General features: G+C 38.3%; 11 protein-coding genes and 1 other annotated feature (1 of these 12 cut by a window edge). All 11 genes read right to left on the reverse strand.

Features of this window, described 5'->3' with window-relative positions:
- Positions 1 to 106 (reverse strand) — a binding site (T-box leader); it reaches 99 nt to the left of the window's first position.
- A gap of 283 nt (positions 107 to 389) precedes the next feature.
- A complete protein-coding gene (locus BQ9859_RS07065) occupies positions 390 to 1124 on the reverse strand; it encodes a gamma-glutamyl-gamma-aminobutyrate hydrolase family protein (RefSeq protein ID WP_075877517.1) in 735 nt (244 codons plus the stop codon).
- Between the two features lie 147 nt (positions 1125 to 1271).
- Positions 1272 to 2579: an APC family permease gene (locus BQ9859_RS07070; protein WP_075877518.1), complete on the reverse strand. Its 1308-nt coding sequence runs from the start codon at positions 2577 to 2579 to the stop codon at positions 1272 to 1274.
- A 970-nt stretch (positions 2580 to 3549) separates the two neighbouring features.
- Positions 3550 to 4374, reverse strand: coding sequence for a histidinol-phosphatase (locus tag BQ9859_RS07075; RefSeq protein WP_075877519.1), 825 nt, complete (start codon positions 4372 to 4374; stop codon positions 3550 to 3552).
- Positions 4375 to 4458: 84 nt separating this feature from the next.
- A complete protein-coding gene (locus BQ9859_RS07080) occupies positions 4459 to 5478 on the reverse strand; it encodes an ABC transporter ATP-binding protein (protein WP_075877520.1) in 1020 nt (339 codons plus the stop codon).
- On the reverse strand, positions 5478 to 6272 hold the full coding sequence (locus BQ9859_RS07085) for an ABC transporter permease (RefSeq protein WP_075877521.1): 795 nt from the start codon (positions 6270 to 6272) through the stop codon (positions 5478 to 5480). The genes BQ9859_RS07080 and BQ9859_RS07085 overlap by 1 nt, the downstream gene beginning before the upstream one ends.
- A complete protein-coding gene (locus BQ9859_RS07090; RefSeq protein WP_202613461.1) occupies positions 6269 to 7114 on the reverse strand; it encodes an ABC transporter permease in 846 nt (281 codons plus the stop codon). The genes BQ9859_RS07085 and BQ9859_RS07090 overlap by 4 nt, the downstream gene beginning before the upstream one ends.
- Positions 7098 to 7925, reverse strand: a complete 828-nt coding sequence (locus BQ9859_RS07095; RefSeq protein ID WP_075877522.1) for an alkaline phosphatase family protein — start codon at positions 7923 to 7925, stop codon at positions 7098 to 7100. The genes BQ9859_RS07090 and BQ9859_RS07095 overlap by 17 nt, the downstream gene beginning before the upstream one ends.
- A complete protein-coding gene (locus BQ9859_RS07100) occupies positions 7915 to 9015 on the reverse strand; it encodes an ABC transporter substrate-binding protein (protein ID WP_075877523.1) in 1101 nt (366 codons plus the stop codon). Before BQ9859_RS07100 ends, BQ9859_RS07095 begins: the two co-directional genes overlap by 11 nt.
- Before the next feature lie 242 nt (positions 9016 to 9257).
- Positions 9258 to 9677 carry an Hsp20/alpha crystallin family protein gene (locus BQ9859_RS07105; RefSeq protein WP_075877524.1) on the reverse strand — a complete coding sequence of 140 codons (420 nt, stop codon included), beginning with the start codon at positions 9675 to 9677 and terminating at the stop codon, positions 9258 to 9260.
- A 217-nt stretch (positions 9678 to 9894) separates the two neighbouring features.
- Complete coding sequence (locus tag BQ9859_RS07110; RefSeq protein ID WP_075877525.1) at positions 9895 to 11412, reverse strand: PHP domain-containing protein; 1518 nt, start codon at positions 11410 to 11412, stop codon at positions 9895 to 9897.
- An 86-nt stretch (positions 11413 to 11498) separates the two neighbouring features.
- A complete protein-coding gene (locus tag BQ9859_RS07115) occupies positions 11499 to 13169 on the reverse strand; it encodes a formate--tetrahydrofolate ligase (protein WP_075877666.1) in 1671 nt (556 codons plus the stop codon).
- Between the last annotated feature and the right edge of the window lie 12 nt (positions 13170 to 13181).

The following is a 13181-nucleotide window of genomic DNA, read 5'->3' on the forward strand; positions in this document are numbered from 1 at the left end:
AAGAACGGCTCCAGAGCCATCTTCCCACTTGCTTTTCGTCAGATTTTCACCAGCCATCTGCTCTCTATGCGATCCGCAACGGTACTCTTTCCTTCACTGCTTTTACAGTCATCAGTATAGCATACTTCTGAACATCAAGCTATGTTTTTTTACTGGATTACAATCAAAATTCACCAATCATTACATTCTGAAACCCATTTTTTGACAAGATCTTCCTGCTTTAAAATCACGGGAATGCATTGCCTGTATTCTTTATGCGAAAAGAAACAAGAAAGCAGAAATAAAAAAGACGGAATCCTCTTGTAAACATCCCGCCTTTTTACACGAAACAAGCCGTCAGCCATTGATAGGCGACGATATGTACTTACAGCCTACTATTCGTTTTCTTTTTATTTTCTTTCACACTTTTCTATAAACATTTGAAAAAAAGTCTGCATCTGTTTGTTTCCAAAGCTTGCCATCATTTCCGGATGCCACTGCACACCAACCATTAAATGATCGCCGGTATATTCAATGGCCTCCACTACACCGTCTAAAGCAACAGCAGCCACCTGAAAATCCGGCGCTACTTCTTTTACCGCCTGATGATGGAAACTATTGACACGAATTTCGCCAGGAAAACATTTTGATAAAAAAGTTTCCGGTATAATATCCACTTTATGACTTGCTTGGTATCTCAAAGCATCTTGACTATGTTTAAATGCTCCCTCTTTTTGCACTTTCAAGTCTTGAAACAAGGAGCCGCCAAATGCCACATTTATTGCCTGCATCCCTTTACAGATTCCTAAAACAGGCTTTTTCAGATCTCTAGCGATTTTCAGCAGATCTATATAGAAAAGATCGACCTCTTTATAATTAAAATCCTGCTGTGGAAGAGGTTCTTCCCCATAAAGATCCGGTGCAATGTCATATCCGCCTGAAAGCACAAGACCATCCAATAATTCTAACAGACTAACTAATTCGTCATGTGAAGCCTTTGCAGGGATAATGATTGCATTTCCGCCACAAAGTTCAATGCTCTCCACATAGTCATTATTTACATATGCGCGCTTCATTCCAGGAAATTTTCCACCATCCATGATCAAAATATTTCCAGCTATACCGATCAAAGGTTTTTTCTTCATTTTAAGATCCTCCCATTATCTAGACTGTTCTGTATTTGTCCTCAAGTTTTCCAACATTAAAATCTTTGCAATCGAATATGAACAGCAAGTTTTTTTCTTTACAGCGATTATTTTTTTTATTTAAAAATCGTTTCAATGATGTTCATTTTATTCAGATTGTTTAAATGAGTATCCATGTTTTTGGTTATATTTTTTCATAATAAAGTATAGTGGAATGCCCAATAGAAGAGCGCCAAGACCAATAACCAAGCTCTTTGGATCAGCATGGAACAATAACCAAATACTTACAGCAGTGGCCAGCACAGGGACAAGTGCCCCGAAAGGAACCTTAAAAGTACCTTCCATTCCGCGTTTTCGAAATACCAAGATGGCAAGGCAAGTTGGAATATACTGGCTAAAACGAGAAATCACGCTGATAGCTGCAAGGGTTGTAAAACTTCCAGATAAAGCAATCGGCAATGCAAGCACAACAGAAAGAGCGATAGCAACGCCAGGTGTTCCCCAACGAGTTTTCTTTGCAACAAATTTAGGAAGCATAGCATTTTCCGCAAGAGCAAGGCATCCGCGCGGAGTCAGGAAAGAAGCAGCAGCATTAATGCCGCCAATCGAAATCAGGGTGCCTGCAGTAACAATCATTCCGCCCGCAGATCCTAAAATAGTTTTAGCCATGGCATCTACGACAGGTACATCTGTACTTGACAGATCAGATCCCAGAATTCCAATGCTGACAAACTGAATCATGAAATAAAATATGGACACTATAGTAATAGCAATGATAATCGCTCTAGGGAGATTCTTTTTGGGATTTTCCATATCCTCTGCTGCAGTAGAAATAGATTCAAATCCTGTAAAAGCATAGAAAATAAGAATGGCTGCATCAGAAAAAGATTTTGTACTTAATTCCTCCGGTACGATCGGTGTAAAATTTCCTCCTTGTACAAAGAAGATTCCTATGATAATGAAAAGAATCAGCGGAATCAGTTTCCCGATCGTTGCAATATTGTTGACATATTTTGTCAAATTCACACCAAAAAAGTTGATCAATCCAAGACCAATGATCAGTATGGAAATCACTATAGCCTTCGTAGCTCCAGCTGCTGCTGCCGGCCAGATGGCAGATAGAGCAGTTGCAAACCCAGCCGCCATTGTCGCCCAGGCAATGATCTGGACGATATATTTCATAAGCCCAACTTCAAAACCAGCAGCATTTCCAAACGCTTCTTTCACATAAATATATGCGCCTCCATTCGACTTGAAATAGCCTGCTGCTTCAGCAAAACAGAGTGCCATAGAACCTGCTAAAACAGTAATAAACAGATAAACGAACAGACTGCTGGTTCCCATCAGTTTATATGCGTTTCCCGGCATCAGAAAGATACCTGAACCGATAATTGCATTGATTCCCAATAATACAATGCTGCCTAACCCGAACTTTGATTTTTTTGATTTTTTCATGATTATATTCCTTTCTTCAATATGTTCCATACATACTGAACAAATACTGCTACCTTGGTATCGATCCCTATTCAGCAAGAAGCTTTTTAGATTACATATCCTCAATCGGATCCACTTACTCTCTTTAGCAGTATAAATAAAAAACAACGCTCAAGCTCCAACGCTTCACTGATCATTTCAATGATTTTCATCATAATCGAATGAATGTTAACTCATCAATTTGGATAAAAGCAATATACGCTCCTGTCATGACCTCCTTACTAAAAGGAAAATCATCGCCTGCAGACACAATAACAAATACAGCTATTTCAATAAGATCTATATCTGTTTCTTTTCTTTCTTGTTTTCAAGTTACCTGTGACAGCTTATGAAATCATATACAGATCTTTCCTGCTGATGAATACAGGCTCTAAACCTTGTTTCATGCACAGGAAAAACATCTATATTTTATTGTATTTACACCAGATTATATATATTTACGATAAGTGAACTTGAAAATAAGGTTTAGCGTAGGATACACATCCAATCACTACGCGCCTGGCCTGACTGAATACCTATTATTTCAGCCAAAACTAATTCCACTTCAAACATTTATTTGCCATCTTTTCCTCCTCGACAATCGAAGCCAAAAATACTTCTTGTCAATATTTCTCTTAATTATATAGTATACATTGAAAATATACAAAGCAAAAACAACAACAGTTCATATTGTTAACGTCGGCTTACAATTTATGTATTGTAAACAAAAAATCCTTTCTTTGCATGATTCATTTGACACTCGATCATCAAAAGAAAGGAAACTATTGCCTAGTGCTATTGTATGATGCGATTCCTCCTAAACGCATCCGATGCAGATACCCAATAATGAAAGTAAATAGATGAATGAACAAAATAAAGATCTGATTTGAAAAAATATTGCCGGACAATGTGATGTCCTGCTGGCGGATATCCGGATGATACCGTCATTTAATTACTGTCCAAATTCATCAATCGATACTTCCTGAAACCCATTTTCAGTCAAGATATTCATGCTTTGGAAACCACACGAACGTATCATGTGCATCGCTTCCGCATAATAACAGTCTAAATTTTCTTTATTATGGCAATCGCTGTTCAAGCAAATACGTCCACCTTGTTTTTGAATATATTGCAATAAGTTCATATATGGATATGGTGTTTTGCGAACCCCTCTTGCAATAGCACCGGTATTGATCTCAAATATTTTATTATTTTCAATTAAGGTATGGATACAGTCATAAGCAAGTGTTAAATAATTAGGATCTTGAAAAGAGATATAGTCTTCATTTTCATTAAATTTAGTCAACAGATCCAGATGACCGATGATATCTACATCCTCCATATCTGCCAATTTTTTTACTTCTTCATAATATATTTTTGCATAAGAGAGAAAATTACCGCATTCTCTTATAATCTGATTCGTGACCTCTTTATTTTCATCTACTGCCAAATAGTGATCATTTATCTTTATAAAATGGACGCTACCGATAACATAATCATATAAATCAGTATGCATGATTTTTTCGCCGTATAGATCTTGTTCAATACCTAAGTAAATCGATATTTGCTGTTGGTACTTTTCTTTTACGGCCAGTATATCCTGTTCATATTTGTTTGTATTTTCCACATTCATTGAATAATCGTCAACAAGACAGCGCCCGTGTCCAGAAAATCCAAGAATCGTAAACCCTTTTTGAATTGCCTCTTTTACCATTTCTTCCACTGTATCTTTGCCATCGCAATAAATGGTGTGCGTGTGTAAATTTTGTTTGATCATAACATTGCTCCTTTTGTTCTAATTTTATCACAAAAAAAGACGTTACGTTGTTGTGTAACGTTCTTCTCTTTATCTCTCATTAGATTAGTCACGAATCGGCAAGATATTATGCGGTTCAATTCCAACATACACCTGCTGTCCAACATCAAACAATGCAAAACTGCGAAATAATACTTCGGAAGTAAAAGAAATATCTGCACAGCTCAATGTATAACGTAAAACGTTGCCGCGTGAAATAAAATCTTTTACGACAGCTTTGAAGACATATTGATCTGCATCTTGAATAGGTTCACTTTGCAATTGAACGGTTTCAGGCCGAATGGCATAAAATCCATCTTTGAACAGTTTATCAGGCATCATTTGTTTTAACTGTTCATGATTTAAAATATTATAATGACCAATAAACTCTGCAGCAAATTTGGATACCGGATGTGTATAAAGCTGAACAGGTTTTCCGCTTTGTTCGATCTCTCCTTGGTTCATCAGATGAATTGTATCTGACATCAGCATTGCTTCATCCTGATCATGTGTAACAAAGATCGTTGTGATCTTTAATTCCTTTTGCACTCGTTTGATCTTTTCCTGTAATTCACGACGCAATTTTGCATCAATTGCACTTAATGGTTCATCTAACAGAAGTACTTTTGGTTCCATGACAATTGCCCTTGCGATTGCTACTCGTTGCTGCTGTCCTCCAGATAACTGATCCGGATAACTTTTTTCTTTCCCTGCAAGATCGACCATTTCAATGGCCCGCTGTACTTTTTCTGCAATACTGTTTTTATTTACTTTCGCAATCTTCAATCCAAATGCGATATTCTCTTCCACGTTCATATTTTGAAATAACGAATATTGCTGAAACACCATGCCGATGCCTCGTTTTTGTACAGGTACATTTGTAATATCTTCTCCATCCAATATGACTTTCCCTTTTTCGATTGGTTCTAAGCCGGCCAATGAACGTAATAAAGTCGATTTCCCGCAGCCGCTGGGTCCCAATAAAGTGATTAATTCTCCTTTTTCTACATCCAGATCAATATGTTTTAATACCTGATGTTTTCCATCATAACTTTTGCATATGTCTCGAAATTCAATATAAGCCATTATGCTTTCCTCCCTTTTGTTGCTGCTTTTTGTTGTAAAAATAACGTTATAGTGGATATCAACAAAGTAGTGATAAATAATATGACGATAATTGCGCTTGATGTCTGTCCGGATTTGGACATTGTCTGGTACAAATAGATACCAGCTGTTCGATATGCACTTCCTGCAATCATATTGACCACGACAAAATCAGCAAACAGCATCGTAAATGCCAACATCATCGTAGACAGGATACCGCGCTTCATCTGCGGTATGATCACGGTAAAAAAAGCCCGTAATTTTCCACATCCCAGCATTTGTGCTGCTTCGATCACACATTGCACATTTAATGCAGCAATCGTATTTTTTAAACCTCTGAAAACATATGGCAAGATGATAACGCAATAGGCCCCCACTAAAAGAAAGATCCGGTTGGACAAAAACCCCGGTTTTCCCGAATATAAGGACAAGATGCCGGCCGCTAAAATGACGCCTTGGATCGCATACGGGATATTACAAAGGATCTCTACATATTTTTCTAATTTTGGAAAATAGAGCGTTGTTACATAAAGAACCAATAAGATAGAAGCTGTACAGATCATTACCGGTACGACAGAAATAATCATGGAACGCAATAATGAATTAATAAAAGCCCCATCGACAAAAATGTCTTTATAAAACTGCAATGTAAACCCTGTCGGCAGCACATCCATCCATTCCGTAAATACTGAATAAAGAAAAGTCAATGCTAACGGTACTATCAGGAATAAACCAACTAAAATCAATATACAACCATCTGCTATTCGAATTTTCATACATTGCCTCCTGAGCGTTTTTGCAATCGATTTGTAATGATGATCGATAAAACCATCAATGCCATCATCACTAAAGATAATGCACACCCAAATTCCTGATTTTGTACAACTTCTCCGATATACTGCTGCGATATGCGTATCGGCAACAACGCGATATTATTGCTTAATAAGGCATACGCTGTTCCATAGGCTGCCAGTGAATTGGCAAACAAAACGGAAAATGTACCTAAAATACTTGGCAATAAAGATGGAATGGCAACTTTGAACCAATAATGATACCAATTGCCGCCCAACAATCCAACGGCCTCTTTCCATTCTTTTTTTAGTCCGGCAAATATCGGCAGCATCAACAAGGTAGCCAACGGAATTTGAAAATAGATATAAGTCAATAACAGACCGTTGATAGAATACAAATCAAAATCAGCCAAAAATCCAATACCATAATTTTTACCGATCAAAGTCAAGATTCCAACATTTCCCAATAGGATCATAAAAGCAAAGGCCAATGGGACACCGGCAAAATTACTGGTAATATTTAAGATAGAAGTGAATAAATTTCTTACTTTTCCGCTTGCGTTATTTGCAGCCTTTGCAGCTAGAAAAGCAATGATGATTCCAACAAATGCAGAAAGCAATGAGATCCAGACACTGTTGAAAATAGATTGCTGATACAAATGTGTGGTAAATATCTTAATAAAGTGATCAAATGTGAAGCCTCCGCCACCTGTTACCGTAAAACTTTCAATTACGATATTGATCAATGGAAAAATCTCAAACAGCAATGTTATGACCATAAATGGAAGCAAAGCGATCCAATAGATTCTTTTAGTTCTCTTTATCATAAAATCTGACCTCCGTATCTTTCATTTGATCAGTAGGCTGCAAACACAATAATTTGCACAATAAAGGTGCAAAATCTAAAGTTGACAATACGACATCAGATTTCCCCGGGCATACCCGTTCATCAATTACATATAAGGCAGTCATGCGCTGTTCTTCGCTGTTGCCGCCGTGATTTCCTTGCAATGTCATGCCATGGTCAGCTCCTACGACCACACCATAACCCGCATTCACCCATTGCGGGATCATCGTGGATAAATAAAGATCATTTTGCAAAACAGCTTTTCCATATTCCTTGGAACCGGCTCCATACTTATGGCCGGCATCGTCAATATTCATCGGATGCAGAAATACAAAATCATATGTCTCTTGTTTCATAAATGCAGATGCTAGCGAATACAAATGACTATCCGGGAAGCTGTCTTCATAATAGAAGAAGCCTTTTTGGATACATGAATTTTCATCTTCATGAAAGATATCCTGTCTTTTATCAAACGGTGCAGAGAGGTATAACTCACTGATCCAATAATAAGCAAATGCAGCGCATTTTCTATTTTGCTGCTGCAGAAGCTGAAATAAGTGTTTCTGCCGAGATAAACGACAAACAGCATTGTTTGTGATCTGATGAGCATATACCGGCAGTCCGGTAAAAATCGTTTCATACATAGGACGAGAAGCGCTAGGCAATTCACCTAGCACTTCGTATTTTGCTGCTTTTTTTTGTTCAACCAAATGTTCCAAATACCCAAGATGCTCTTTTGCATATTGACTTTGCAGACCATCTAACAAGACAAATACGACTTTATTTTGCATATGCCACTACTTCTTCTTGCCAAGATGTCGACAAATCTGCAACTGCCTGATCCCATGCTTCCTGGTCCTCAATGAAACGAGCATTTTGATATTGTTCGTCCGGTAATAAATTTGCTTCCACTTCTTCTGGCAATTCTACATCATCACGAATTGGACGAGCATACCCTTTTGCCAAATTGATCTGTCCTTCATCTGACAAGATGTATTCACGAGCTAAAGCAGCTGCATATGGTCGTTTCGTATATGCATTGATGATCGTACAATAACCGCTTTGAATAGCACCATCGGAAGGTACCGTTACTTCAAAAGAAGCATTTGGATTATTCTCTTGAATTTGTGCACGATAACCAAGCGCATTGTAATCCCATAAAACAGCAACTTCGATTTCACCTTTTTCTAAACGAGCCACACTTGCATCTCCCATATCTAAACGTCCTTCTTCGGCTAATTTTTTAAAGAAATCAAGACCTGGCTGAATATTGCTTTCACTTCCGCCAAATGCAATTGCTGCACTCAATAAACCGCTTTGTGCCTGTGTTGCCACAGATACATCTCCAATTGTTACAGAATAATCTCCTTCCAGAATATCCTGCCAACTTGTTGGAGCATCTTTTACAAGATCTGTATTTGTGATAAACGTAATTGTTCCATAATATCCGATGATCCAGTCGCCGTCATCATCTTTTGCCCAATCCGGAATACTGTCCCAATAAGACGTCTTATAAGGCAACGTCAATCCTTGTTCTTCTGCTACTGGACCAAAAGATTGTCCCACATCTCCAATATCTTTGGTTGCGTCACTTGCTTCATTCTTAAAAATGGCCAGTTCTTCTGCACTTGACATATCTGTATCCGTATGGGTAATTCCATACGTTTCTTCTATTTCATTCCATGTTTCAACCCAGTTAGCCCAAGTATCCGGCATACCGACAGAATTGATTTCCCCATCTTCTTTTGCTTTGCTGACGATTTCATCCAGTGACATGGAATTCAAATCGACCGCTTCCTTGGCTCCTCCCTCAGCGCATCCACTCAGGCATCCTGCTGCCATACATGCGCAAATTCCTATCTTCCAAAATTTATTTTTCATTTCATATCTCCTCCTGGGCAAAATTATACAACTGGAAGATGAATTCAAAATAATGGTCCTGTTAAATGATTTTTATATTTTTCTAGCAAAATGTAAATTTTTTGTACACAAAATATCCTATACATAAAATATAACCGAATCAGGTTAAACTTTTTTCATACTGTTAACTATTCCTGTCTCTGAGCAAAATAAAACACCCTTGCAAGTATATCCTGCAAGGGCATTCTCGATTTTAAATCTAGTTATTCAATAGCAATTGTCTTCTTTTCAGGCAGCTTGTTCACTTCTTTAGGGAATGTGATCTTTAATTCTCCATTCTCATAACTTGCCTTGATATCTTCTTCGCTTACTTTCTCTCCTACATAAAAGCTTCGCGAGAAACTTCCGCTGTATCTCTCTTGGCGGATCAGATTGCCTTTTTCATCCTTATCCTCCGTATTCGTGTTCCTTGATGCGCTCACCGTCAGATATCCGTCATTCAATTCCAGATGTATATCTTCTTTCTTGCATCCAGGCAGTTCCATATCTAATAGATAATTACCATCCTTCTCCGTGATATCTGTCTTCATTGCCATATCATTTCGTGATGTGAAGATCGGTGATGTAAACATATCATCAAATACTGTATCAAATAAATCATTTGTTCTTGGGAAGAATTTCATATCCATCGCCTCCAGTTGTTTTCTCATCCAATGCTTTTTTTGCATCTGCATGAAATCTTTCCATCGGGCCTTCCCCGATTACACTTATCATTATAGTCAAACTTTTAGCACTGTAAAGTGTTGAGTGCTAAAAGTGGACATTCTCCCCTTTTCTGTCTATTTCTTTCATTTATTACAAAAAGATACTGCTTTATCATTTCAAAAGCAGTATCTGCAATTACATATCTATATTGCCAGGAGAAGCCGTCGTTAAGATTTCTACCAAAGAAAGTGCCTGCTTTGGACAATTTGTCACACCCATATATCGGTTTGGATGTGATGGACCATGGAAGTCACTGCCAGCACTGATCAACAGCTTATGTTCTTTTGCCAATTTCAGCAAATGTGTCATGGTCTCTTTCTTTATCATCGGCGAGAACACTTCAATACCATCAAAGTTCTCAGCCAGCACTTGTTCTAAGAATGAATGTTCCAGTTGATCGCAGCCCCAGCTGGACAAGACGGCGATTCCATCCGCAAGATGGATGATTTCCAAAACATCGCGCAACGAAGGATAGGACGATTCTACATAACATGGTCCTCCTTCTCCAAAGATATCACGTGCAAATCGTTTGATAGCACGTTCATCGCTTGCTGAACTTTCTAAATAACGTTGGATCAATGGAAATTGGCGATACACTTCATTTTCAAATACAATTTTTGCAATCTGTTTTCCGCTTACATTTTGAAAACGTGTTTTTTCTAATAAACGTTCCATATCCACGCTGATTCCCGCGTATTCTTCCAATCTTTTTCCTCTTTCGATGCTTGCTGCTTTTTCACGTTTGAGCGATTCACTCTCAATAGCATCAAATAATTCATTTCGCTCATCGATGTAATAGCCCAGCACACGTAGGCGGCGTCCACGGAAAGAGCAATCAATTTCGATACCAGGAATATACTCTATACCATACAATACGCTCAAACGTTTTGCCTGTGTATTGGCTCGTACGCAATTATGGTCGGTAATGGAAATGACCTTACAGCCAATTTCTTTTGCTCTGATGAATAAATCTTCCACGCTGTAATAACCATCATCGCTGAAATTAGAATGGATATGCAGATCGATCGGTGAAATTTCTAGATCTTTTCTTACATCTTGTTCAAAACGGATATTCATTTGCGGTTCGTAAATCAAACAAGTTCCTAAGATCCAGTCCGCTATCGTACGTTGACCGGGACTTAAAACGGTAACGATACTATTCACGATCCAAAACCCGATCATTCCAAGCATATTGAAAAAATAACCTAAGATACAAACAGGAAGTCCAACTTCAATGATTTCTCTCAATAATAAGATTGCCGGCGACGCTTCTTTCTTATTTTTGCGCACAACTTTCAATCCGGTCAAAAAACGTCCGAAACTCAAACCATGTGAACGCAAAGACAACCATCCTGTCAAACCGAAACTGGTAGCCAACAATAAAAGCAAAGTGATCCAATACATTGGAGTTAATAAAAGAACTGGTAAGATACCACAAATAATCAGAATAAAAACAAGTACCCATAATAAAGCTGGTGTTAATGCCAAACAAAGATCTACCATATAAGCATAGCCGTGATCCTCAATTGCACTTCTTTCTTTTGTCAAAGGACGTGCACGACGAAATCCTTGTTGCTTATACAACTCAGATCGTTTTGCGATATATGCTTTTGCTCGTTGTACTGCACTATATTTTTGATTTTTCTTGCTCAATGTAAATCAACTCCAATCATATAGCTGCTTTTATGTTTCATTATACAATGTAACCAGAATTATGCCAATCTTCTTCATTCAATCGATTAGAATAATCCGACAATATGCCCATTCTCATCAATATCCATATTTAATGCCGCAGGTTTTTTTGGCAGACCCGGCATCGTTAATACCTTTCCTGTCAAAGCAACGATGAAACCGGCACCTAAAGAAGGTCGGAACTCACGTACTGTGATCTTAAAGTCTTTTGGTGCTCCATATAATTTATCTTGATCGCTTAATGAAGTAGGCGTTTTTGCCATACAAACCGGCATCCCATCCCATCCGTTTTTCTTAATGTTTGCCAACTGCTCCATTGCTTCAGATGTATATTCAACACCAACAGCTCCATAACAAGTTTTCGCAATTGTTTCAATTTTCTGCTCAATCGATTCATTTACATCATATAGAGGACGATACTGATTCTCTTTTTCGCACAAATCTACTACGATTTTAGCAAGATCCAGTCCGCCTTCGCCGCCTTTCGCCCATACTTGCGATAAAGCCATTGGATGACCATGTTCTTTGCACCAGTTTTCTAAAGCATCCACTTCTGCTTGTGTATCCGTTGCAAATTCGTTGATGGCAATCACATAAGGAAGTCCGAATGCCTGAATAGTTTCGATATGTTTTGCTAAATTGGCACAACCTTCTAACATTGCACTTATATTTTCTTCTTTCAGCTCTTCAAAAGGAACGTTTCCATGTTGTTTCAATGCACGGATCGTCGCAACAATCACAACTGCATTTGGATGCAGATCAGCAAATCGGCATTTGATATCCAAGAACTTTTCAGCACCTAGATCGGCACCGAATCCTGCCTCTGTCACAGTATAATCTGCTAATTTTAAGCACATTTTTGTTGCTAAAACAGAATTGCATCCGTGTGCGATATTCGCAAAAGGTCCACCATGCATGATGACCGGACTATGTTCCAAAGTCTGGATCAAATTCGGTTTGATCGCATCTTTCATGATCATGGCAAGTGCACCTTCAATATGCAGATCACGCACATAGATCGGTTCCCCTTTTGTATTATAAGCAATCAGCATCTTCGCAAAGCGTTGTTTTAGATCTTCGATAGATGTAGCCAGACAAAGAACTGCCATTACTTCAGATGCTACTGTAATATTAAATCCGTCTTTTCTTTCAACACCATTTGCTTTAGGACCTAATCCGATCTCAATTTGACGCAAAGCGCGGTCATTCATATCTAAACAGCGTTTCCAAGTAACATTGTCGACATCGATATCCAATTCATTTCCTTGGTGAATATGATTATCTAAGCAAGCAGAAATAAGGTTGTTTGCCGTAGTAATTGCATGCATATCCCCCGTAAAATGCAAATTGATATCTTCCATTGGTACAACCTGTGCATATCCTCCGCCAGCTGCACCGCCTTTTAAACCAAATACCGGACCTAAGCTTGGTTCACGTAATGCGATCATCGCATTTTTTCCCAAACGGCGAAGCGCATCGCCTAGTCCCACTGTCGTTGTTGATTTTCCTTCTCCGGCTTTTGTTGGATTGATTGCTGTAACCAAGATCAATTTCCCATCTTTTTTATCTGCATTTCTTCGCAATACATTTAAATCGATCTTTGCCTTGTATTTTCCATAATGTTCCAGATCATCACTGGTCAATCCGACCTTTTCCCCAATTTTATCAATATCTTCCATTACGCATTCCTGTGCAATCTCTAAATCTGTTTTGAACATACGCATATCCTC

It is taken from the genome of Merdibacter massiliensis (genome assembly GCF_900155395.1).
Lineage (GTDB): Bacteria > Bacillota_I > Bacilli_A > Erysipelotrichales > Erysipelotrichaceae > Merdibacter > Merdibacter massiliensis.